We start from the raw sequence: 25,308 nt of genomic DNA, 5'->3' as shown, positions 1-25,308 counted from the left end.
GACCCCATTGTTCAGAACTACGAATCTCATAACACTATCATAACAGTAGCTATTCTGTGTTACAACAAAGGACACCCGCGTACAGTGTCCTTTGTGATATACCAACGTATTCTGCTTTGGAACAGAACAACCTTTCGATTGCTCTTATCACCTGATATTTCCGATTATCTTCTACACCTGTTTGAATTCGATCCAGTCAATCTCGAGGCCTGGTTTGGTGAAGTCCAGTTTCAATTCATACAGTCCTGCTTCAAGATCTACTTTGACAAGTTTCTGTCTGATCCATTTGCCTTCCGTACCATTCGTTTGAATGGTGGTTACCAACTGGTCATTCAGGAGCAGGTTACATGCACTTTGAGCGAGTTCCGGCTCAGGGGACATGATCTGTACGATAATCCGGTAATGGCCTGCCTCATCCACTTTCATGTAGACGGGTTCAGCTACCGCAGGTTTCACCTGTGCGTTTTCAACCAGCGCCTGAGCTTGTGCAGCAGATATAGATGCATTCGCTTGGAACGAAGCAACGTTCTCCACAATTTCGTGTTTTCGACCGGACACCGGTGCATTCATGATGAACTTGCAGATATTAATCGCTGAGCGTTGCAGCTCTCCGCGAGTCAATGTTCCATTTTCCAAGGATTCAATCGTGTTGTCGTCCCAGCCATTGATCTCTGCGCCGTAGTTCGGTACAACCATGTAGAGATCATTCTGCGCACGAATCATCCAGTTGGTGTATTTGCGATCAGCTTCTCCACCTTCGGTCACATCGTTCATAATTGCCCACCAGTCGGTCATTACGATCCCCTCGAAATTCCATTCGCCGCGCAGAATTGTGGTGTTCAGGTCGTAGTTGGATGCCGCCCAGTGTCCGTTAACCGGGTTGTAGGAAGTCATGATGGAGTTCGCTCCGCCTTCTTTTACAGCGATTTCGAACCCTTTCAGGTAAATTTCACGCAGTGCACGTTCGGAGACAACAGCATCTACTTTACTGCGGTGTTTCTCCTGGTTGTTGCAGGCAAAGTGTTTCAGTGTGGCATTGGAACCACCCTTCATAATACCTTTTGTACACGCTGCGGCAAATACACCCGAGATCAGTGGATCTTCAGAGAAGTACTCAAAGTTCCGGCCATTGAGCGGGCTCCGGCGGATATTAAGTCCAGGTCCGAGCAGGGTATCCACCTGATTTCTCAGTAATTCCTGTCCTTCCATCACATATAACTCTTCAACGAGATCCTTGTTCCATGTCGCCGCAAGCAACGTACCAATGGATACCTGTGTTGCCTTCTCGCCACTATCCATACGAATACCGGACGGGCCATCTGCCGTACATGCTACCGGAATACCGTAGTTAAACAGGCTGTCGCTGACACCACCAAATGCAGATGCTGTTCCCGAAGTAACGAGCGGACTGCTCATACCTTCGCCACGGACAATCGCCGCCAGATCCTGATCACTCAGTTGAGCGATAAAGGTTTCCAGACTCACTTTGCCAGCCTTAACATCACTCAGCTTGTGGCCCTGGTTGCCCGTCTGCTCCAGCGTTTGCGGGAGATTCTGCTCAATCCGGTTCGACATGGAAATCTTACGTTTCGGTACTTCTGCATAAGTCAGTTCATAAGATCCATCTTCCTTGCGCGAACCTGGTTTCATCCGTGTAAAATCTTCAGTTGGGGCCATCGCTTCTTGCAGTTGCTCCACCAATTGAAGAGATTCAATACTATAGCCATCTTGGCCATCAATGCTGATATGCTGCACTTGTTTCACACTGGTTCCTACGTGCAGTCGGTATGTGCCTTCTTCCAGAACGTACGCGGAAGCATAACCTGTAACACCCGCATCATCGTAAGAGGCCATCGCATGGATCGGGAAACTGATCGTCAGAAGTTCTGACTCGCCCGGCTGCAACAATCCTGTTTTTCCAAAAGCCACCAAAGCCTTCACCGGTTGTCCCAGTTTGCCTTGTGGTGCTTCATAGTAGACCTGCACAACCTCTTTGCCCGCATATGTTGTACCTGAGTTGGTCACATTTACACGAACTTCAATGTAGGTATCACCGTCTTTGGACACGGATTTTGCTTCTTCGTGCTGGGCCAAAAACGTCGTATAAGACAGGCCGTAACCGAATTCAAACTGAACGCGCTCAGGTCGAAACGTTTCGAAATATCGATAACCTACATAGATATCTTCCTGATACAGGTTCTTGAACTCATTGCCATAGTTGCTTGTCGAAGGGTAATCTTCAATGGAATATGCAATCGTATCTGTCAGTTTACCGCTTGGTGTAACGTCCCCCGCCAGCACATCGGCAATCGCGTTGCCACCCTCCATACCGCCATGCCAGGAGTAAATTACACCTTGGATTGGATGTAGATACGTTTCGTTTAACCAGCTCATATCGATGATATTCGAGACATTCAACACAACGATTGTGTGTTCAAACTGCGAAGTAACTTGCTTCAACATCGCTTTCTCATCTTCTGTCAGCTGGTAACTTCCTGGTGCATCCGCATTATCCTGGTCTTCTCCTGCTGTACGTCCAATCACGATAATGGCTTTGCTGGATTGGCTTCTAGCCTGTGCAACAAGTTCATCCGTCAAAGGCATTTCTTTCTGATTCCATGGCTCGGCCGCCCATACTTTTCCGCCATCATCAAATGGATTTTCCTCGATCCACTTCTCATAGACAGCTGCCAATTCTTCATTTACCGTAATATTCTTTTTGCTGCGAAGACCATCCAACAGATTTGTTGTATAGGCCACATGAACGCTACCGCCTGAACCCGTGCCGCTGCGATAATAATTGACTTGAATCCGTCCAAAAACTGAAACGTTTTCGTTTTCACGAAGTGGAAGCACTTGGCCCTCATTTCTGAGTAAAACGGCTCCTTCAGCGGCAACCGTACGACTAAACTCTGCAAACCCTTCCAATGGAACTCCGATTTGATGTGTGCTCAATGATTTCCCTCCTGATTGTCATCCCCATACCTACGAATCGCTATATATAAAATGAACTATATAAATTGAACTAAAGAATATTTACACTGGACACTCCGATGACAGAATAACATTCCGATCGCTGTTATCCCCAGATTTTATGAATCCCCCTTATATGGGGAAAATCCGGGGATAGCGTATGCTTCCGATGCAGCTTTCTTTCAGAAAGCTTTTAGGCGAACACTTTCGCTTCTTCAGTTTTTTTCTGTCCTCTCCGTTTCGTGTAAATGTTTAGTTCAATTTATATAACAAAACGTACACTCATTTTATAAAAAGATATTCTATGATCTGGTAGATTCACTTGTACCTAGTCTCATATTAACAGATTCTATAGAAGAAATTAAATTAGATTTGTGCTTTATTTATATTATTAAAACTTGTCCTCGATTAGCAGCATAATAAAAAGCCACGGACGCCTGTTGTCCGTGACTTTTCTTCATTTTAGATTACGCATATCAAGTTGTAAGTTTTGCATACACCAGGAAGAATAACATTTCTTCGCCCATGATGACATAACCCGGAACCTGGTAGACCAGATCCACAAGGACAAATGCCACAAGCAACCCTACCATGACTGCCAGATGACGCGGGCCCAACCGCAGATGTGCGTGTCTGTAGCGATGAAACACAAGGGAAGTCGACAAGAAATACAACAGCGTTGATCCAAATACAAACCCTAGCATGAACACATAGTTTAACTGATTCTGATATAACAGCTGAATTGAAGCAGCGATCATACTCATGGAGATGTAGATGAACAGATGACCGTATATGATCGCTTGCCCGGCAGTCTGGATCTCTTTGCTGACCTTTTTCTCCACGTTGTCAAAGTACTGCCACCACATCGCAATGACAAAGATGGACGTAAAGGCGGCAAACAAAATCGATTTCATATCCCAATGATCGGCTTGCAACACAGCGATAATGCTCACCACCGATTCACCCAGCAGGATGAGTGTAAATAACGCGAAACGTTCCAACAAGTGATGGGTCTGAACTGGCACTTTCACCAAGTTTTTGCGTCCGATCAGCGGAAGCACAATATCCACTGCAATCCCCACATACAAAATCAAGTAGCGCAGCCAGGAATCGAAGAATAATGAACCCGATGAGATCAATATACCAATGAGGAAACATGTACCCAAGTAACGAGCGGCTTGCTGCTGATGCTCGCCTTTTGACTTGTGAGCTGTCAGATACTGAATCGCCGTAAATGCCCTTGAGCCGATATATCCAATGAAGAAGGACAGGTAGTATTGGTCAAAATGGGTAGAGAGGCTCGCCGTCATGACCATAACGGACAGAAGCTGAAGGATGAGGAATATTCGATGGATCAGGATATCTTGACCATAGCGGTTAATAAACAAGGTCTGACCGACCCATGCCCACCAAACAGGGATAAAAATAAGCACAAACTTCATTAAATATTCAAACGTAATTACTCCATGTTCGGCATGTAACAAGACATGACCCGCTTTGGAGACCGCTGCTACGAAGAGCAGATCGTAAAACAGCTCCAGCCAGGTAACCTTTTTCTCCATCATCCTTCGTTGCTCCTTTAGGTTTTAATTCACACATACACTCCGATGACAGAATAACCCTCCAATCGCTGTTATCCCCAGATTTTTTTGATTCCCTTTTCCTAAGTGAAAATCCGGGGATAGCGTATGCTTTCGAAGTAGCTTTCTTGCAGAAAGCTTGTAGCTTCGCTTTTTCAGGTTTTTTCTGTCCTCTCCGTTATTGTGTAAATGGATAGTTCAACCTATATAGTAATAGAACTCTTATTAATTCGCAGCTGTAGCAGGTACGAGCGTTCTTACCACAATTGGTTGCAGATTGTCCTCAATTTGAGGGCGGTATTTCTCAAACCACTCTGGCAGCATCAATTTTTGTCCGAGCGAATCAGCAGGTTCATCTTTGGCAAAGCCAGGAGGATCGGTAGCAATCTCGAACAGAATGCCGCCAGCTTCTCTGAAGTAGATTGCGTTAAAGTACTGACGATCCCGAACTGGAGTCGGTTGGTACCCGTAATCACGTACAGCTTCGCTCCACTGTGCATGCTCCTCATCGTCTTTGGCACGCCATGCAATATGGTGCACGGTTCCTGCGCCGCCCATCCCCAGAGCCATACGGGTCACTGGAACATCTACGACATTACCGATATCCCCGCTGGACCGGAAACGGGCGTACTCTTCATTTTCACTCACTCTGACAAATCCCATGATTTTCTCAAGAGCATCCATCGTTCTTTGCGGATTTACACTGAACAGGACAGCACCACCGAAACCTTTGATCGCTTTATCTGCTGGAATCCCTTCGTGTGCCCAAGTGCTGGTTGCTCCTTCTTCACGTTCAACAAGCTCAAGCCGCAGGCCTTCGCTATCTTCGAATTGAAGCAGGTCTTCATTGAAACGACTTGTTTTGGTTACCTCAATGTTATACTGTTCCAGCCGTTTCTGCCAGAAGCCAATCGACCCAGGAGGAATGACATAGGAAGTGATGCCGACCTGACCTCCGCCAATTTTGCCTCGTGGTGATCCAGCCGATGGGAAGAAGGTAATGATGGTACCCGGGCTTCCGTGTTCGTCACCAAAGTACAGATGATACACATCAGGTGCATCGAAATTAATTGTTTTTTTCACGAGACGAAGTCCCAGAACTCCGGCATAAAAATCAACGTTGGCCTGTGGATCTCCTGCGAAAGCTGTAATATGGTGAATACCTGCTGTTTGAATAGTCATGATTAATTCCTCCTTGGTTTGGTAAGCATGTTTTGAATTGAGTAGATGTTAGAGTATTTGAGTTAGTTAATTGATTTATAGTAAGTTTGTATTATCTTAAAATTAAGATATATGATCTGGCGAATTATATGCTAGTTTTTATTTTGATTGGCCTGTTCTTGTTTCAATTTATCAGGAGTCACGTCATCGCCGTTTGGATCATAGATGGTTGCATTCAGCAGAATGTCGTTGACCGAACCACGAAAAGTTTGCAGATATTCTTGGCGAAGACGAACCTGTTCCTCTTTCTCCATCTCCGTCAATCCGCCCTCTTTGGCTTTTCTAGAAAGTTCATTTATTCTGGTCAATGTTGGGATAATCATCTTGATCTCTCCTCATAATGGATTAAAGATATTTGTTCTTGGCTGCTATTTATATTTAAATTAAATATCTTAAGTTAAAGATAAATGATTTGTGATCGGTTGTCAACTCTTTTATCTAAAATAAAATAAATGAACCTGTTCCTCTGCTCTACTCCATGTTGCTTTAAGTATGACTCCAAACAAAAAAGGGATAGCTCCGCAATATCTCAACCCTTGCTGAACTAGCCCTTCATGTATTTAATTCATTAGCCCAGCTTTTGACCACAGTTCGGACAGAAGTTGGCACCTTCATTTTTGGCTCCACAGTTCGGGCAGAAGTTTGGCTTCTTGTTGCCTTCTGTAGATGAAGATGTATTCGAATCACCGTTGCTATTTCCCGCTGGTTTCTGGTCGTTATTTTGATTCTGAGATGAATTGGAATTATTGTTCTGGTTTTGGCCTTGGTTCTGGTTCATGTTTTTCATCATTTCATTGGCCATGTTCATACCCATCATCATGCCCGCCATATCCGAAGCTGCGCCGCCGCCCTGTACTTTACCGGATGAGATGCCGTCTGTCATGCTGACCTGCTGATACTTTTGCAGATTACCAATCATCTCATGCGAAGCAGTCTTTGTAATCATGTCCTGAATCTCTTTTGGATAATTGAAGCTCATCACCTGGAAACCGGTAATCCCAATTCCGATGTCCATCATCTGCATATCCAGATCTTCCTGAATCCCCTTGGCAATATCGGATGCATTGGCCTGCAGGTTGAACATATCCTTCCCTTCACGGCTAATCCACTTCATTAGAAGCTGATCCAGCACGGAAGTAATTCGGATTTTGACATCCTCGACCAGATAACTCTGTTTGATGCCTGCAATCTTATCAATCAGGGTCACATAGTCACTTACTTTGAAATTAAATGTTCCGTTGGCTCGAATCGGCATACCGCCCGGGAGCTGTGGTGTTGGAATTAATACTGGACTTTGCGTGCCCCAGCGCACGGTGAACTCTTTGGTATTTACAAACAATACTTCGACCCGCATGCCGCTGTTGAATCCGAATTTGAACCCTTTTAAGGTAGAAAGAAACGGAATGATCTCGGAATCGATATTAAACGATCCTTCGTCCTCGAAAATCCCTTCCACTTTACCGTTATTCAGGAAAATGGCGTCCTGACCCGAACGGATGATAAGTTTACTCCCCTTCTTGATCTCCCGGTTGCTCCATTTCCAAAATATCATGTCATCTCTGAACTCTTCCCATTCCACCACATTCGAAAATTGATTTCTGAAAAATCCCATACTCGTTTCCATCCCTTCTAATTAAAAAATCCGCATACTCCGTAGTGACTAGAACGAACCTCTACTTCCACTGTGTGAATGACCGCCTCGGGAGGTACCCCCGCCTCCTCCTCCGCCACCGTTGTTATTGTTCTTCTCTATTTTGCGCTTGGTGACGGTTGTACGGATATAACGATCCTGACGATCAATGACACTGGAATTGCTTGAATCCTCATAAGTCGCACGATTGACCGTGACACGTCCCCCAGAACGATAGGTCATCACACCAACAACAATACCGCCAAGAACCACAGATACTCCTAACTGAAACCAGCCGTTGAACAAAATGTTGTTCGGATTCACACCAGGTTCATACCCCATATATTTGTAAGAGAGCTCAATGTATTTCTCAAATGCGAGTTTATAATCCCCACTGGATAATTCAGAGGTAATTCGATTACGGATAGCATCAAGCCGCTGATCGTTCAAATATTCTTTTGCCTTATAAAATCCAGCCAGATACACTTCGCGATTATTCATATCCATCGTTAATATGACAGCATTGCCAAATTTCTTGTCGTACCCTAGCCCCTGCTTATCATAAAAATCTTCTGTTAAGAGCATAACATCCTGATTCTCAACATTATTTGTTGTATAGATAACAAAGTCCGTCTGCCGTTCCGCACCATACTGATTCGCAAGTAGATTCAATTCACTTTTCTCCTGCTCACTCAGCAGGTTGGCCTCATCGTAGATAAGGTTTTTGCTATCAGCTGCGGATGCCGATGACATGGAAATCGACGGTGCGACAAAGGTGATCATAAGTAAAATGAGCGTAGCCATCACGGCCAGAGGGGTTCTTTTTCTCATAAGAATCCACCTCCCATCATCCAGGAAACCAGCTTCAGTGACAGCAACGACACCGCAGATACTCCTGCGAACCAGCCGGCCACTTTGGCTTTGCTGATCGGCGGTTTACCGACCACTTTACCTGTCTGACCATTCATGGCAAAGGTATACTGTGCCCGATTATAGTCATAGTTGACCATCCACACCGGGAGCAGCACATAGTCTGCATTTTTGAGCGTAGTATCAATCTGTTTGTCCGTGTAGCTCACGCTGCTATAACCGGATACGGTTGAGGCAATATAAGAATCAATGTACGATCTCGTTTTATCCTTGGCCCGTGGAAAAAGTTCCTCGTCCGTATAACTATATTTTTCCGCAATGTACCCCGCCAGATACGGGGTCTTGAACAATTTCAGCTGATTATATGGAAAAGGCTCGAGCTTATCCATCAGTTCATCCTTCATTTTCTCCGACGCATCAATGGGCAGATTCACGTAATTCAACCGAATTCGGCGGTATATATCGAAATGCTGTGTTTCGGTGTAATGGTAGTCACCCTGGGTGTAGGATCTGACCTTGGTGCCACGACCATGCACTTCGATTTTGTTATGTAACTCATACAACCAGAACGGCACGTACATGCCGGTAATGCTCTGAATCCGATCGGCGGACATGAAACCACTTGGTGTTAACAGGCCGTTTTTGCACCACTTTTTGAAAGCCTGCTTGGCTTGATCCTTGTTGATCGAAAAGGGAATCACCATCGCGGGGGCCAGATTGCCCGTCAGCCGATCACTGAGTACAACCGCCGCACCGCAGAAACTGCATGTCGTCGCACTGGTCTCTGGCTCCGTGACAATGTCAGCTCCGCAGCTGTTACAGTGGTATTCTTTGACCTCATTTTCGGTGAATACTTGTCTCTTCAAGGGATCGGGGATCTGCTCTATGTTGTCCTGGCGGCCGCAGCTGGGACAGGATAGTGCACCTGACACACTGTCAAAGATCATACCACTGCCGCAGTTTGGACATTTATATTCAATAACCGGCATCTGCTCACCTCAATGTTAACGAAATATGATTCTAATTGACACTGTATAACTTCGCTGGCAGAACAACCTTCCGATCGCTCTTAAGGGCGAAGTGTTTGCTTCCGATGCAGCTTTCTTTCAGAAAGCTTTTAGCTCCGCTTCTTCAGCTTATTTCTGCTCTCTACGTTGTAGTGTACAAGTTAAACTCACTTCTTCAGCTTCTCCTGAATTGCTGCGAGTTCTTCCTCCGCACTTGGCGACGCATGTTCATTATTACCCGCATCCGCGTTCATGTCCCTCTCGAGCTGGGCAATTAATTCGTCCAGATCATCTTCCTGTGCCCCAGCGCGGAGTTCTGCCAAAGCCTCTGCTTCGTTCAACGCCTGGTTCGCTTTGTCTTCCATGGCCTTCAATGCAGATTCGGCTCTGCCCGCAGATGCATTCCGTTCGTTGGCCTGTTGCTGCGCCTTTGCATCTGCCATGCGACCTTTCAGTTCTGCATGCCGCGCCTCCAATTGCCCCAGATCTGCAACCAGTTTATCGTTCATATGCTTCATCATCTTGGCTTTGGCGGAAGCACGTTCATAGGCAGCCTGTAATTCGTTCAATTTGTCAGCCAGCTTCACTTTCTTCTCCAGAAAACCACGTGCCTTGTCTTCGTCTCCCGACTCCGCTGATTTCTCAGCGTACCGCTGCAATTTCTTGACCTCGGCGCTGCACTCATCCAATGCTCGCTTCGCCCGGCTCTCATCTGACAACACCGCTGTTGTCTCAGCCTTCACCTGACCCAGATCACTACTCAAGTTGCGCATATACTCATTCACGCTTTTCTCCGGGTCTTCCACCCGAGACAGCATATGATTCACATTGGCCTTCATCACGTCTCTAAACCTCGATAAGATTCCCATTACTTGTTCCTCCTCCGAAAAGTTCATATGTATACTATAATACATGAATACGCCCACATACGTTTCACATTTCACGTTGGCACGTGGAGTCCATACGATCCAAAGTCAGATAGTAATGGAGTAATAAAAGAAAAGACGAGCACCTATAGTGTCGCCTCATGACCTTGCATAAACACACAAAAACGTAAGTACTAACCCTTTGCCCGCATTCCACAAATCCTTACCTAATCTATGGCTCAACCGGAAGGCTCTCCACCGCTGTGAAAAACACATCCAACAGCTCAACGTTATACGTCGTGCGGACGTATTCTTCGATCTGGCCTAATCCTTCTTCCCTTTGATACTCCAGACATGGACGGCCCTCACTCCACAGCACCCTGCACGGGAACTTCCCGACAACATCCTTAATGATGTGATCCGGCTCAGCTACTTTATGAATGTCTCCCATATGAAATCTCCTCATTTCTCTATACTTATCGTGTGCAATTATGCATTAATTTTGAAATACGTAACGATTCGATTCAGTGTACTTCATCACATTCCACTCGGGAGAGTTATGAAGGCATATCACACAGGCATTTTGCAGACACAACCGTGTTGGTTCCCCCATAGGTGCCATTCCTTCGCAAGTTGGCTATAATAAGGGGATCAAAGTTTTCTATAAAGGCAGGAAAAATATGCGTACACGAGTTCACTTTATTGCTCCCTACGAATCGATGATTCCTATCATACAAGAGTGCATTCCTCGTTTTCCCCAGTTAGCCATTCAGACGGACGTGGGCGATTTGGCGAACGGTGTGGAATTAGCAACTCTAGCAGAGAAAAACGGTGCAGAGATTATCATCAGCCGCGGTGGAACCGCCCAATTGATTAAAAAAGCAGTGACTATTCCCGTCATTGATGTGCAGTTATCGGGCTATGATATGATTCGTTCACTTACCCTGGCAAGCCAGTTTAACGGCCAAACAGCCATTGTTGGCTTCTCCAACATCACCTCTGGTGCACAATCGATTATTGATCTGATGGATCTGCCCCTCAAGGTCTATACCATACATAGCTCGGAAGATGTGGCACGATTGCTCCTGGAGTTGAAGGCTTCCGGGTACCGACAGATTGTTGGAGATGTGATCACCGTCAACACCGCGAAGACCTATGGTCTGGAGGGATTATTAATCCAATCTGGCCAGGAATCCATCCTTAGAGCGATGGAGGATGCACAGCTGGTCTACCGTTATTTGAGCAAAAATCATGCGATATCGATCATCCTGAATGACCTGGTTACACGGGAACATCCCAATTTACTTATTTTAAATGAACGGAATGAAGTTGTATTCGAGAACCTGACTGATTTTGAGAAAAATCCGCTGACCGATAATCACATATATCTGACAAATACCAGTCTGGAATTCCATCAATCCCACATCCAAAATGTGTTCATGGTGGACGATTACCAGCTCACGGTTAACGCCTATGAAACGACCCTGGACAATAAGAACTACAAGGTATATATGCTGGAAAAAGGACAACCCTATGCCTTTGCACAATTCGGCATAACAACGTTTACGGACGCATCGATGGAGCCTATCGTTGCCGAATCCCCTGCCATGCAGGCGGTATTACAGAACATTCGAGCACTTTACGAGAATCATGAACCGATCTATCTGCTAGGTGAAGCGGATTCCGGTAAATCTTTTCTGGTCAAACATATTCATCAGATGTACTCCGGTGGTGGACTGTTATTACAGATGGATCTCACGCAAGTTCCGCCCGGTCATTTGCACAAGATACCACTCGCCAAGGTTAGAAATGTAGAGATTAACCACATGGAAACACGTATGGAAGATCCGGAGTTGCTCGCCTTTATCCAGAGTTGCCTTCAAAATCAGATTGGGGTGTTTATACTCGGGGAACAGATATTGAACCCGCAGTGGTCACTCGATCTGGAGCTTAATACAATCATGATGCCAAATCTTGCGGATAGACCAGAGGATCTGGCTCCATTGATGCAGCATTTCCTTACAGGTTACTACCACAAATACGGAACTACTGCGGTCAGAATAAAAGAAGATGCTCTACAGCTGATCCAAGATCAGATCACACATATGAATGTCAACCAGCTGAAACATCTGATCAAGCAGGCTGCACTCAATGAACAGGAGTATGTAATAACCACCGCTACCTTATCCCGCTTGCTGGATCAGCAACCTTCTTCAAGCCCAATGAAGTTGAACGGTACGCTGAAGGAGATTGAGAAGGAAGTTATTCTGTTTGTGCTTCAGGAGGAAAATAACAATCAATCGAAGGCCGCAGAGCGTCTGGGGATTAACCGGGCCACATTATGGCGTAAACTTAAAGATTAACTTTAAGTTTGCGTCTTTTTTATTGCTTTTATGTGTTGCATTTTTAAACAGTTAACCAAGTATTTAAAATTTACAATAATTTATTGTTGCTATATTAAACGATATGGGATAATATAATCCCTGCAAGCGCTTCATAAAAACGATTACTTCATAAGGAGCTACTACTATGAACATTAAAGCAACTTTAGATCGCATCCCTGGCGGTATGATGGTCGTTCCCCTGTTACTTGGTGCAACCATCAATACATTCTTCCCAAATGCCCTGCGCATTGGCGGATTCACGGAAGCCCTTTTTGTCAACAGTGCCAGTACTTTGATTGCCCTGTTCCTGTTTATTGCGGGTACACAGATTACGTTTAAAACAGCAGGTTCCTCTGTCGGCAAAGGTTTGACCTTGCTTACGTTCAAATGGGGGATTGGTGCAGCCCTTGGTTTTATCGCTATTTTGTTCGCGGATTCAAACGGGTTATTTCTCGGTCTTGCCCCGCTTGCCATTATTGCTGCAATGACTAACTCCAACGGAGGTTTGTACATTGCTCTCGCCGGCCAATACGGGAAAGAAGACGACAAAGCAGCCTACCCTTTCCTGGCACTCAGTGATGGTCCTTTCCTGACCATGGTAGCGCTCTCCGTCTTTGGTGCGATGGGTTTTGCGAACGGTATGTTTTCCCCTATGGCCTTTGTCGCAGTATTGCTTCCGCTCATCGTTGGTGTCATTATTGGTAATCTGGACCGCAATCTGGCGGAATGGCTGCATAAAGGCAGCGACAAACTTGTTCCGTTCTTTGCATTTGCTCTGGGTATGAACATTAGCTTCTCCTCCATCATTCAAGGTGGTCTTAGCGGAATTTTACTGGGTGTGTTAACCGTGTTATTAACGGGCGGAATCGGTTTCCTGCTCTTTAAAGCCATCGGCTGGAACCCCATCGTGGGTGCTTCCGAAGGATCAACTGCCGGGAATGCCGTAGGTACACCTGCTGCCATCGTGGCTGCTAATGCTTCATTTGGCCCGATTGCCGAGATTGCTACGGTGCAAATTGCAGCGAGCGTTGTAACAACAGCCATCCTGTTGCCGATCTTCATCGGGTTCCTCTCCAAACGACTGGAGAAATCAGGTGGAGTCGAGAAATACAATCAACGACCAACCACATAAATGGGTATCACATGATTTAATTTGCTTAAGCTGTGCTTAATGGATGATCTGAACGGACTTTTTATTAAATTGTGCTTACAAGGAGGGATGACTGCATGAAATTAGCCATTATTGCAGATGATTTGACCGGTGCCAATGACAGCGGGGTGCAGCTTGCCCGTCATGGCTTGAAGACCAGTGTTCTTTTTAATATGGATGAAGGCCCTCTTACACGTTACGATGCCGTCGTCTTTGATACAGATAGTCGTTCCATATCCCCGCAGGAAGCGTATGACCGTGTATATCGGGCTGCTGAATTGCTGACGAACAACGGATTTAAGACGATTTTCAAAAAAATGGACTCCACCATGCGCGGTAATATCGGCATCGAGATTGATGCTGTATATGATGTCGTAAAGCCGGACTTTATGATGATTGCCCCGGGTTATCCAAAAAATAACCGGACGATATTGGAAGGAATTCATTACCTGAACGGCGTTCCGCTGGCAGATACTGAAATTGCCCATGATCCGAAGACACCTGTAACGATTTCCTACCTTCCCGACTTGTTGAAACAACAGACCAAGTATGAAGTTGGCGAGATCACCGTCGCCGATCTGGAAGCCGGACAGAATCATATTCGCACCAAGCTAGAACAGTTGAAAACAAATAACATCCCTTATGTAATGGTGGACTCCACCGAAGAAAGACATCTGGAACTGATTCTGCAGATGACTCGCGAGTTGGAGTATACCTTTACTTGGGCAGGTTCGGCGGGTATTGCCAATTACCTCCCCGCACATTACGAGTTGGAATCCAGGGCTGCGTCACTTGATATCCCGGAGAATTCCGGTCCAATCCTAACAGTGGTAGGCAGCGTGAACAAAAACTCACGTGAGCAGCTGCATCGCTTGATGCGCAACTCCCGCGTAGCTTCAGTCTCCTTCCATTCTTTCAAAGCGGTATCCGCAACCGCAGACCGCGCGGAAGAGATGGAACGTGTCTATAAGGAGGTCCGAGACAAAGCGCTGGAAGGACAAGATGTTGTTCTCTACTCCACCGCTGAACAGGTGGATATCGAACTCGCACGGGCAACGGGCGAAGTTCGTGGTCTCAATCACACGGAAGTCAGCAACGAGATTGTACTTGCGATGGGTGAGATCTGTGCCAGACTGCTGGAAGAGGGACTTTTCAAAGGGGTATCCATGACCGGCGGTGATACAGCTAAACAAATCTGTCTGAAATGGAATATTAGCGGCTTCGAGTTGCTGGATGAGCTTGAAATCGGCGTGCCGATCTCCAAGTTTATCGGGATTGATGATCTGCATGTGATTACCAAAGCAGGCGGATTCGGCAAACCGGATGTCTTTATTCATGCGATTCAAAAATTAAAAGGGGGTATTCTCGTATGAAACCTACAGTTGGAATTACAATGGGCGACGCAGCAGGTATTGGACCGGAGATTATTATGAAAGCACTGGGTCATCAAGAGATGTACGATCAGTGCAATCCACTCGTTATCGGTGATGCAAAGATTCTGGAGCGTGTATTGCCAGTCATCGGCTCAATTCTGAACGTCAACGCGATTCAAGAGCCTTCCGAAGCCAAGTATGAATTCGGTACTGTGGATGTGATTGATCTGAACCTCGTTCCTGCGGATCTGGAATACGGTAAAGTATCTGCCGTGGCTGGGGATGCAGCATTCCAGTTTCTCGCCAAAGCCATTGATCTTGCCAAAAAACAGCAGATTCACTCCATCTGCACCGCGCCTTTGAACAAAGAAGCTCTGCATCAGGGCGGGCACCTATATCCGGGGCACACCGAGATTCTGGCAGACCTGACGGATACACAAGACTTCTCGATGATGCTAACCACGCCGAATCTGCGCGTTATTCACCTGACAACACACATGGGTCTGATCGATGCCATTGCGAGTATTAACCCGGAAAGAACCTACACCGTCGTGAAGCTTGCTCATGATACGTTGAAAAAAGCAGGCTTTGAGAATCCGCGCGTTGCCGTATGCGGAATCAATCCTCATGCCGGAGAGAACGGCTTGTTCGGTAATGGTGAAGAAGAAGAGAAACTGCAGCCCGGCATCGAACGTGCACAGCAGGAAGGCATTAACGTTGTTGGTCCACTCCCGGCGGACACACTCTTCTTCCGCGCTGGTCGCGGTGACTTCGATATCGTTGTTGCCTGCTACCACGACCAAGGCCATGCACCGATCAAGGTAATGGGTATCGAGGAAGGCGTGAACATCACCGTTGGTCTGAAAGGTGGCATCATCCGTACGTCTGTCGACCACGGTACAGCCTTTGATATTGCCGGAAAAAATATCGCCGATGATAAAAGTATGCTGGCTGCCATCCGCTCTGCCATTGAGCTGGCGCCAAAGGATCAAGTTTAAGAGTAGCCGTTATACGGGGCACAAGAGTAGTTCTGGTTGTGCCACCATCACTAGGTAGACGTAATCTATATAATAGAAGGAAAAAGGCAATCCCTTTGTAACTTAGAGGGTTTGCCTTTTTGTATATCTCCATATATCTGTGGCTGTTGCCATTCATGCAGCACCGCTCCACTGACATCCCCAGATCATCTCTGTCTTCTGTCAGCGCTCAGGCCTACCCAAAGATATCACTTCACGTTCGCACTGTGAATGTCTGCTACGGCGATATGCACTTGGTGACATTCCGTTCTGTTTGTTGAAGATGCGATTGAACTGGGAAAAGCTTGTGAACCCACACTGTGCAGCAATATCTGTGATTTTCTCACTCGAATTCAGCAGCAATTGCTGGGCATTCCGAATACGGGTCATCTGCACATACTCCGTGAAGGTGAAGCCTGTAACCTTATTGAATTGGCGAGACAAGTGATGGGCACTTACATAAAAACGCTTGGATACCTCGTCCAAAGATAAATCCTGCTGATAATGGCTGTGAATATAAGAGGCAATGGCATACATGCGCCTGGACATCGTTGATCCAGTCTCTTCACGCACATACCCGTTCTCTGGTGAGTAACGATGAAGAGCACAGAGAAACTCCACGAACTTGCTATGAATCATTACCGATTGAAGTGCAGAAGGCTGCTGCGATATAGCAAAAATATCATTGATCGGCGCGAGGACTTCCTTTCGTCTTTCTTCTGTAAATCGGAATATCGGGATGGGTTCATCAAAAATCGAAAATAGCTCATTGTAATCGCTCTCAAGACCAGGTGTATTGCGTGGTATGGCAAAGGTGATCATCAATCGTTTCGGTGGGGCGCCCTTCGGATATTGCGTCTTGTGTAGTAAGGAAGGCCGCAACAGAACGATATCATAAGGTTGAATCTCGTACAAACTGCCTTCAATGATGTGGGCAGCCGTGCGATCCAGAAGAATACAGATTTCATAGAAATCATGGAAATGCTGAAACTCCATATTTAGATCATGAGAACGCTCGTCATAATCCAGATGATAAAAGAGCGAATCTCCAGGCTGGTTCACATGGACCGCATATCCCTGCTCGTATGCCAAAACCGATTGTGTCATGAACATGCCCCCATCCTGGTTCTAATGAGTTTATTTTAGCATGAAATGCAATAAAAAGACGTTGTTTTCAGCATACAATACGTAGTTTCGGCCATTTCTCTTTTGTTATGATAAAGTTGATATGTTAGCGCTTGCAGTATTCTCGCTCCAACAACGACCACAGCCTGTACTTACTACAAACCAAGGTGGGAAACCAACATGAAAATGAATTCCTTGTATACTCGAATCCATACCATTGTTAAACACTTGGAACGTGCACGACTAACCTCAAAGACATATATCCCTGAGCTTTATCATAAAGAAAGTGGTTACCACTCCTGGGAACTGGTGCATGAGGACCCTTCCTCCTGGAACGTATTCCGTAAAGGTGATGGCTGGGGCGGCAAAGACGTACACAGTTGCTTCAAAACCCGCATTCAAATCCCGGATCATCTGGAAGGAAAAAAGGTCGTTTGTGCCATCGTCACTGGCGCTGATGACATCTGGAATTACGATAATCCGCAATTTCTGGCATTCCTCAATGGGGAATTGATCTGCGGTCTGGATGTGAACCATACGGAGATCGACCTGACACCCGCTGCGGCAAAAGGTGATGAATTCGAACTGGCATTATATGCATATTGCAGTACTTCTGCCGCGGATGTTTTTCTGAATGTATATATTGCCGAGCATCATCAGCAAGTCTCCGATTTATATTACGATCTCAAGGCTGCGCTGGATGCTGCGGATCTGCTGCGTGAGGATGATCTGGAGCGGCTGAAGTTGGTCGAACATCTGAATAAAGCCGTGAATCTGCTGGATTTGCGTCAGGAGAACAGCGCAGAATTCCATGCGTCGGTACTGGAAGCACGCCGATATCTGCAAGATCATGTCTATGGTGATATCCGCCCTGCTGATGATCACATCCCTACCGTGCACTGTATCGGACACACGCATATCGATGTGGCATGGCTGTGGACATTGGATCAGACTCGGGAGAAGGTCATTCGCAGCTTTGCGAGTGTACTCTACTTGATGGACAAGTTCCCAGAGTATACCTTCATGTCCTCTCAGCCCCAGCTGTATGCATACCTGAAAGCAGACTACCCATCCCTATATGAGAAAATCAAGGAAAAGGTGGCCGAAGGCCGCTGGGAAGCGGAAGGTTCGATGTGGCTGGAGGCCGATTGTAACCTGATTTCGGGTGAGTCCATGATCCGTCAGATTATCTACGGCAAACGTTTCTTCAAGGAAGAGTTCGGTGTGGAGAACCGTGTGCTCTGGTTGCCGGATGTATTTGGTTATAGTGCAGCGATGCCGCAGATTATGCGCAAGAGCGGCATTGATTATTTTATGACAACCAAAATTGCCTGGAATGATACAAACCAGATTCCGAACGATACGATGTACTGGAGAGGAATCGACGGATCAGAGGTCCTGACCCATTTCATCACAGCCACAGACTATGACAAACATCCCGATTTTAGGCAGCGCCGATTTGAAACGACCTATAATGGACGGTTTAATGCTTCGCAAGTAAAAGGTACGTGGCAGCGATACCAGAACAAAAACATCAATGCAGATGTCCTGCAATGTTTCGGATTCGGGGATGGCGGCGGCGGACCAACCGAGGAGATGCTGGAGCATGGCAGACGACTTGATGTCGGATTGCCGGGTGTACCTGCGGTGAAACGTACCTTTGTACGCGAGTTTTTCGAGAAGCTGGAGCAAAATCTGGCGGATGTTCCTTCCGTTCCCCGCTGGTCAGGTGAGCTGTATCTGGAGTATCACCGGGGTACCTACACTTCCATGGCGCGTAACAAACGGTACAACCGTCATAGCGAATTTGCGCTGGCTGATGCCGAGCTGTATGCCATGATTCATCGTCAGGCGAATGCACAGGCGGCCTACCCAACCGATGCACTGGAGCATGCATGGAAGCTGACGATGCTGAACCAGTTCCATGATATTCTCCCGGGCAGCTCCATTGAGCAGGTATATGTGGATTCCCAGGAGCAATATGAAGAAGTCCTGCGTGTCACGGATGAGCTGAAAGACAGCGCGCTGAACGGCATTGCAAGCCGAATTACATCTGATGGCGAAGCCATTGTGGTATTTAACACCACCGGATTTGTACGGACGGATGTGGTTGAACTGCCTGCTTTTGCAAGAAAAGTAACCGTCTACGATGGAGATCGCCCTGTACCAAGCCAGCGGACTCCCGAAGGCGGACTTATATTCCTTGCAGAGAACGTGCCTGCATCCGGGTATAAATCTTTCCGAATCACACCGGATCTCACAGACGAGCTTGTCGCGGGAGTTTCGGTTGCACAGTGGGAAGCTGATCGGCGCCATATCCATACACCTTGGTACGATATTCACCTGAATGAAAGTGCCGAGTTCGCATCCGTATGGGACAAGCTGGAGGGTCGTGAGCTGCTTCAGTCTGGCAAGCGTGGTAACGTGCTGCAAGTGTTCGAGGATCGACCTGCGGAATACGAGGCATGGAACATTGACGATTATTATGAACAGCATATGTGGGAGATTAATGATCTGCAGTCATTGGAGTGGGTTGAAAGCGGGCCGGTACGTTCCGTGCTTCAAGTGAAGCGACAGTTCCTGGACTCGATCATTGAGCAGACAATCATCTTCTACGCGCATACGCGCCGGATTGATTTCCGTACGTTTGTGGACTGGAAGCAGGAGCATTTGCTGCTGAAAGCCGCTTTCCCGCTTGATATTTGGAGTGAGAAAGCAGTCTACGAAATCCAGTACGGCAACGTTGAGCGTGCTACCCACCGTAATACGAGCTGGGATCAAGCCCGGTTTGAAGTATGCGGGCAGAAGTGGGCCGATCTGGCGGAGAACGGGTACGGTGCTGCTCTGCTGAACGACTGCAAATACGGATATGATATTCATAACTCGGTGATGCGACTATCACTGATCAAGAGCGCAACGTACCCGAATGAAAATGCCGACAAAGAGCAGCACGTATTCACCTACGCCCTCTATCCGCATCAGGGCGACTTCCGTGAAGGACGTGTCATCCAAGCCGCTTATGATCTCAACCGTCCTCTGGTTGCTCGTGAGATTGCATCGCAAACCGGCACGTTGCCTGGGTTGTGGTCACTCGCATCAGTCGATCAGGATAATGTCGTGCTGGAGGTTATTAAAAAAGCCGAGAACAACGATGATATGATCATCCGTCTCTATGAAGCACACGGCCGTCGCAGCCGTGCTTCCCTGCAATTGCCTGAAGGAGCAGGTGCTACGGCGTACGCTTGTGATTTGCTCGAGAATAACGAAGCGGAATGCGCCGTGGAAAATGGTCGGATTTCTTTTGATATCAAACCTTATGAGATTCTGACCTTCCGTATCCCTGCGGAACAGTAAACAGAAATTACGCAACATGAAAAACTGCAACATTGCTTAATATGCTTCAACAACAAAGGGCTGCCTCCTGTCATATCTGACATGAGAGCAGCCCTTCATTTGTCGTTCTTTAAAATTCTTCGTACTCGCTTGGGTCCTGATCCCACAAACGTCCATCCGGACGATTAAATGCAGAGATGACCTGCATCTCTTCTGTGCTCAACTCAAAATCGAATATATCGATATTTTCCTGCTGATGCTGCAAGGAGCCGGCTTTCGGAATGGGAATGGAACCCAGCTGAACATGCCAGCGCAGAATGATCTGGGTTGGCGTTTTGCCATGCGTTTCCGCAATCCGAAGAATGTTCTCATCCTTCAGAATATCCTGTACGGCATCATTGCCACGTCCAATCGGACTCCAGGATTCGTTCACGATGCCATGCTTCGTATCCTGTTCCCGCTGATCGGCTTGGTCAAAGAACGGATGCAGCTCAATCTGATTCAGACTCGGCGCTATCCCCGTTTCCTTGATCAGGCGTTCATTGTGCTCAGGCAGGAAGTTGCTCACTCCAATGGATCGGATATATCCACGCTTTTTGGCTTCGATTAGCGCTTGCCATGCCTCGACATACATGTCCTTCTTCGGATTGGGCCAGTGAATCAGATACAGGTCGTAATAATCCAGATCCGCTCTATACAGGGATTCCTGGATCGCCACAAGTGCTTTATCATGAGCATGATAACGCCCCGGCAGCTTAGAGGAAATGAGCAGATCTTCTCTGGCGATGGAGCTTTGCTTGATTGCTCTGCCCACGGTTGCCTCATTCTCATAGTTATACGCCGTATCAATTAATCGATAACCCGCATCCATTGCGGACGCGATCGATTTAACGCCTTCTTCACCTTTTAAACTATAGGTACCAAATCCAATTGCCGGTACTTTCAAGCCATCGTTCAATGTGTATCCAGGGATTGTATGATTCATGTGGGAACTCTCCTTTGTGAAAGGTCTGCTTCCTATTTTAATGCGACAAAATGACATGTGCTCTCGGTTATCTCTAACCTTTCCTCAAGCGCTTGAATCAATTGTACACCATCATCGAGAATCCCTTCGACCTCTCGCTCTGTTCACACGGTAAGTCAACCTCTCTAATAAGAGGAAAGTCGCCTCTTCATTCAAGGGAAGAGATAGTCGTGGCTGATAAAGGTCGATTGCCCAAAAATTCTTTGATGGCAGCAGCCGCCCGCTTATACCCGCCAGCATCACGCAGTGTGTTCCCAATCACTCCTGCATGTTCCCTGTAGGAATCATTGCTGAGCACCTCTAACACCGCGGTTCTCAGTATGTCAGGCGTCAGGTTATTTTTATCCAAGATTACTCCCGCGCCCAACTCCTGTATCCGGCCTGCTACACGAGGCTGATCCGAGGTTAACGGGAGCATGATCAACGGTACATTGTAATACAAAGCCTCACTTGCACTGTTCATGCCTGCATGTGTCAGGAAAGCATCTACACACTGCAACACTTCCAGTTGGGGGACATAGGGCCTGATGATAAAATTATCAGGAATGAGCTCAGCAATGGGCTCCAAATCGGTATTCTTCCCAGAAGACAAAATAAACTGCACAGGCAAATCACGAAAGGCCGTAAAGCAAAGCTTATAAAACTCGAGATCTTTATTTAAAATGGTTCCCATCGAAATATAAACGACCTGCTTATAAAGAGCATGCAGAGATTCATTTGCAAAAGCTGGCGCATCCTTACGAGGAATAATGGACGGGCCAGTGAACACAAAGCTGTCGTCCAGCTTGTCCCCCATGGGTTGAAAATAGCGGCTTGTATAGACAATCTTCAGTTGTCCTGGATGCCCTGAAAGTTCCGCCAGAGAAGGCGCAGCCACATTGAACCGGGAAGCTAATTGTTGAGACATTTCCATAATGCCGTTATATAGCTCCTGGACCTCCTCATTGTCATCCTTCAGATTATGACTACCTGACCCGAGAGGCTCTACAAAAACAAAGGTACTGGTCGAGCAGATCGTGGGTATCCCCAGCTTTTCGCCCAAAATTTGTCCGCCCCAGCCGATTAAGGAGTCAAAAATAATATAATCGTAGGTTTCATTTTCGATCAGATTCAGAACATCCGGAATAAACCGTTGAATTATTTTTTTCAAAATCATATATAAGAATTGGTACGGATGCTTGATTTCAAATGGCTTCATATTGGGGTTGTTGAGCAGGGTTGCCTCGTTGAAGGAGTAAGCTTTAAATTGAGCACCTAACGCTTCAATCTTCGTCCGGTATTTTTCAGTACAACAATAGACGACCTCATCTCCGCTCTCTATCAACTCCTTGATTAACCCGAGCGACGGATTGATATGCCCTTCTGCAGGCATCATCACAACTAACACACGTGCCACGAAGCTCACCTCCATCAAATTTTCCAATAATCAAAGCGGTACATTGTATATCCATATGATTGAGAAGATAAAGAAAAAATAGAATATGGAAATCAAACCCATATAAACATACTATAAATAATTTCCATTTTTGTAAATAGTAAATATGTCACTTTTTAAATAAAAAAAGCACCTTTACGGTGCTTCGGATCTCAATATCCGCTCGAATATTGTTTGTTTTCTTTCAGTTGCACAATGTCATGTCCGGTTGGATTCTGGAAGGCCCGCAGTCCAAATGTTGGCGCCACCGCGAAGATATGGTCAAAGATATCCGCCTGAACGTTCTCGTATACCCCCCAGTTGATATCATTGCTGAATGCATAGATTTCCAGAGGCAGCCCGCGATCTTCCGGTGCTAATTGGCGCACAATCATCGTCATATCTTTATTGATTTTTGGATGATTCCTCAAATATTGATGGATATACTCCCGGAATACACCGACGTTTGTCAGTTGTCTGCCGTTCACGTTGCTTTCGGTATTCACCTCGTGCTCCATGTTGTATGCTTGAATTTCCCTTAATTTTGCCGTGACATAATCAGTCAGGTAGTGGATTTTCTCAAATTCAGCCACCATCTCTTCCGTACAAAAACGGATACTGCTGATATCAATATAGATACTCCGCTTAATCCTTCTGCCGCCGGATACCTGCATGCCTCTCCAGTTACGGAACGAGTCCGAAATGAGGGCGTAGCTTGGAATCATCGTAATGGTTTTATCAAAATTCATAACTTTTACCGTATTCAAAGTAATGTCGATGACGTCACCGTCCGCATTATACTTTGGCATCTCGATCCAGTCACCGACACGCACCATATCGTTCGACGATAGCTGTACCCCGGCCACGAGACCCAGAATCGAGTCTTTGAATACGAGCATTAATACGGCCGATAACGCCCCAAGTCCACTGAGGATAATGAGCGGGTTCTGTCCGATCAGGCTGGAGATGACGATAATCCCCCCGATAATGAATAGGACAATCTTGGCTACCTGAATGTAACTCTTGATTGGGCGAATCTTCGACACCTCATAGGTACGATAGATATCATCGAACACATTCAGCAGAGCATTCAGAACCGTAATCATGATAACAATCATGTAGGTCATAGCTGATTTTTCAATCAAAGCCTGATAAGGCGGGAAAATATAAGCAGAATAATAGATAATAATGGCCGGTACGAGATGTGAAAGCTTCTGAAATAAATTTTTCTGCACCACGATGTGGCCCCACTTGAAACGATTGTTACTCACGATACGATGCACCGTCTTCAGTACCACTCGCTTGGCAATAACATTCGCCAGTACCGAGATTAGCGCGATAAAAATAATCATAATCACATTCGAAAGGTATCCAATGGAGGGTTCACTCATGCCGATTTCTTCTAGTTGATTTCTGATAAAATCCATTGTTTCCTCCTGACATAATCTAGTTTAGCCTATTATTATAAAGTAGTTTGAGAGGGCAAGCAAAGTTTGTGCTCCCGCTCCGTTCTTCCTATGCATTATATATATTAAAAAAGGACCCTGTCATTCAAAGAATGATGGGTCCCACTTGATTATGTCGTCTTTATATCATGCTCACGAGAAATGTCTAACAACTCACTCACCGTCACCAAACGGTACCCTTCCGCGACCAGCTCATCCACCAGCACACGAACTGCCTCCACCGTCTGGGAACGATCCCCGTACCCGTCATGGAATATGAGCACGCTGCCAGGTTTCACCGCCGACCGGGTATGCTCCAGGATGTGTTCAATACCGGGATTGTCCCAATCCTTCGCATCGCCGTTGACCGCACCGATCGTGCGATATCCACGCTCCGCTGCCAGAGACAGTATATCATCGTTTACGCCAAAATACGGCGGTCGGAAGCTGCGGGCAGGTTGCCCCGTAACTTTTTGAACAAGACGTTCTGCACGTTGCAGCTCCTCCCCGGCTTCCTCCAGCGTCAACTTGGTCAGATCTGGATGCGTGTACGTATGGTTGGCGATCTCATGCCCTTCACGGTGCACCTCCGCCGCAATCTCCGGGTGGTTCTCCATCTCTTGGCCAATCATGAAAAACGTTGCCTGCCCACCGGCACGGCGGAAAATCTCAAGCACTTGAGGTGTATACACCGGATGCGGTCCATCATCAAATGTGAACGCCACAACCTTTTCCCGAACAGACTCCTGCTCTACCATCGCGATATTGACCATAAATAATGACCCCTCTCTGCAACTGACTGGCTACATACCCCTTATTATTCCATGTCTATACGCCGCGGTCCAGTCCAGAGATCACACCTTGCGAAATCCCGAATCAAGCCGATATCTACCAGAA

At 46.5% G+C, this 25,308-nt stretch carries 19 protein-coding genes; 5 read left to right on the top strand and 14 right to left on the bottom strand.

Going from position 1 to position 25,308, the window contains the following annotated elements:
* Positions 1 to 171: 171 nt before the first annotated feature.
* The 9 genes from MHI14_RS28180 to MHI14_RS28140 form a co-directional block, all read right to left on the bottom strand.
* On the bottom strand, positions 172 to 2,955 hold the full coding sequence (locus MHI14_RS28180) for a glycoside hydrolase family 3 C-terminal domain-containing protein (RefSeq protein WP_341131829.1): 2,784 nt from the start codon (positions 2,953 to 2,955) through the stop codon (positions 172 to 174).
* Between the two features lie 494 nt (positions 2,956 to 3,449).
* On the bottom strand, positions 3,450 to 4,538 hold the full coding sequence (locus MHI14_RS28175) for a low temperature requirement protein A (RefSeq protein WP_339311693.1): 1,089 nt from the start codon (positions 4,536 to 4,538) through the stop codon (positions 3,450 to 3,452).
* Between the two features lie 240 nt (positions 4,539 to 4,778).
* Positions 4,779 to 5,735, bottom strand: coding sequence for a ring-cleaving dioxygenase (locus tag MHI14_RS28170; RefSeq protein ID WP_249913679.1), 957 nt, complete (start codon positions 5,733 to 5,735; stop codon positions 4,779 to 4,781).
* 131 nt (positions 5,736 to 5,866) lie between these two features.
* A complete protein-coding gene (locus tag MHI14_RS28165) occupies positions 5,867 to 6,097 on the bottom strand; it encodes a DUF896 domain-containing protein (protein ID WP_341131828.1) in 231 nt (76 codons plus the stop codon).
* Positions 6,098 to 6,342: 245 nt separating this feature from the next.
* Complete coding sequence (locus tag MHI14_RS28160; RefSeq protein ID WP_076210220.1) at positions 6,343 to 7,386, bottom strand: SPFH domain-containing protein; 1,044 nt, start codon at positions 7,384 to 7,386, stop codon at positions 6,343 to 6,345.
* Positions 7,387 to 7,434: 48 nt separating this feature from the next.
* On the bottom strand, positions 7,435 to 8,235 hold the full coding sequence (locus tag MHI14_RS28155) for a TPM domain-containing protein (protein ID WP_091038678.1): 801 nt from the start codon (positions 8,233 to 8,235) through the stop codon (positions 7,435 to 7,437).
* On the bottom strand, positions 8,232 to 9,263 hold the full coding sequence (locus MHI14_RS28150) for a hypothetical protein (protein WP_047841485.1): 1,032 nt from the start codon (positions 9,261 to 9,263) through the stop codon (positions 8,232 to 8,234). Before MHI14_RS28150 ends, MHI14_RS28155 begins: the two co-directional genes overlap by 4 nt.
* Positions 9,264 to 9,448: 185 nt before the next feature.
* The gene (locus MHI14_RS28145; protein WP_249913681.1) at positions 9,449 to 10,150 is read right to left on the bottom strand and encodes a PspA/IM30 family protein; all 702 of its coding nucleotides are present in this window, start codon (positions 10,148 to 10,150) and stop codon (positions 9,449 to 9,451) included.
* Positions 10,151 to 10,379: 229 nt separating this feature from the next.
* Positions 10,380 to 10,598, bottom strand: coding sequence for a hypothetical protein (locus MHI14_RS28140; protein WP_341131827.1), 219 nt, complete (start codon positions 10,596 to 10,598; stop codon positions 10,380 to 10,382).
* Between the two features lie 229 nt (positions 10,599 to 10,827).
* Between MHI14_RS28140 and MHI14_RS28135 the strand changes: the two genes are divergently transcribed.
* The 4 genes from MHI14_RS28135 (at position 10,828) to pdxA (ending at position 16,052) form a co-directional block, all read left to right on the top strand.
* Entirely contained in the window at positions 10,828 to 12,510 is a 1,683-nt protein-coding gene (locus tag MHI14_RS28135) for a sigma-54-dependent transcriptional regulator (protein WP_339311685.1), read from the top strand.
* Between the two features lie 166 nt (positions 12,511 to 12,676).
* Positions 12,677 to 13,663, top strand: a complete 987-nt coding sequence (locus MHI14_RS28130; RefSeq protein WP_341131826.1) for a 2-keto-3-deoxygluconate permease — start codon at positions 12,677 to 12,679, stop codon at positions 13,661 to 13,663.
* 95 nt (positions 13,664 to 13,758) lie between these two features.
* Positions 13,759 to 15,054: a four-carbon acid sugar kinase family protein gene (locus MHI14_RS28125; protein WP_339311681.1), complete on the top strand. Its 1,296-nt coding sequence runs from the start codon at positions 13,759 to 13,761 to the stop codon at positions 15,052 to 15,054.
* Positions 15,051 to 16,052, top strand: a complete 1,002-nt coding sequence (gene pdxA / locus MHI14_RS28120; protein WP_339311679.1) for a 4-hydroxythreonine-4-phosphate dehydrogenase PdxA — start codon at positions 15,051 to 15,053, stop codon at positions 16,050 to 16,052. The genes MHI14_RS28125 and pdxA overlap by 4 nt, the downstream gene beginning before the upstream one ends.
* Positions 16,053 to 16,253: 201 nt before the next feature.
* Here pdxA and MHI14_RS28115 read toward each other — a convergent pair whose 3' ends face one another.
* Positions 16,254 to 17,177 (bottom strand): AraC family transcriptional regulator, encoded by a 924-nt coding sequence (locus tag MHI14_RS28115; protein WP_341131825.1) that lies wholly within the window; start codon positions 17,175 to 17,177, stop codon positions 16,254 to 16,256.
* 198 nt (positions 17,178 to 17,375) lie between these two features.
* Here MHI14_RS28115 and MHI14_RS28110 point away from each other — a divergent pair, with 198 nt between their 5' ends.
* Positions 17,376 to 20,549: an alpha-mannosidase gene (locus MHI14_RS28110; RefSeq protein ID WP_341131824.1), complete on the top strand. Its 3,174-nt coding sequence runs from the start codon at positions 17,376 to 17,378 to the stop codon at positions 20,547 to 20,549.
* Positions 20,550 to 20,658: 109 nt separating this feature from the next.
* Here the strand turns inward: MHI14_RS28110 and MHI14_RS28105 are convergent, their stop codons facing one another.
* The 4 genes from MHI14_RS28105 to MHI14_RS28090 form a co-directional block, all read right to left on the bottom strand.
* Positions 20,659 to 21,513: an aldo/keto reductase gene (locus MHI14_RS28105; protein WP_091038668.1), complete on the bottom strand. Its 855-nt coding sequence runs from the start codon at positions 21,511 to 21,513 to the stop codon at positions 20,659 to 20,661.
* Positions 21,514 to 21,700: 187 nt separating this feature from the next.
* Positions 21,701 to 22,948: a macrolide family glycosyltransferase gene (locus MHI14_RS28100; protein ID WP_341131823.1), complete on the bottom strand. Its 1,248-nt coding sequence runs from the start codon at positions 22,946 to 22,948 to the stop codon at positions 21,701 to 21,703.
* A 191-nt stretch (positions 22,949 to 23,139) separates the two neighbouring features.
* Entirely contained in the window at positions 23,140 to 24,393 is a 1,254-nt protein-coding gene (locus MHI14_RS28095) for a mechanosensitive ion channel family protein (protein WP_091038664.1), read from the bottom strand.
* Positions 24,394 to 24,542: 149 nt separating this feature from the next.
* Positions 24,543 to 25,184, bottom strand: coding sequence for a polysaccharide deacetylase family protein (locus MHI14_RS28090; protein ID WP_341131822.1), 642 nt, complete (start codon positions 25,182 to 25,184; stop codon positions 24,543 to 24,545).
* Positions 25,185 to 25,308 lie beyond the last annotated feature (124 nt).

The organism is Paenibacillus sp. FSL K6-2393 (assembly GCF_038002545.1).
In the GTDB taxonomy this organism is placed as follows: Bacteria; Bacillota; Bacilli; order Paenibacillales; family Paenibacillaceae; genus Paenibacillus.
The sequence above is the reverse complement of the archived record's forward strand: the minus strand, read 5'-3'. Positions and strand labels throughout refer to the sequence as shown.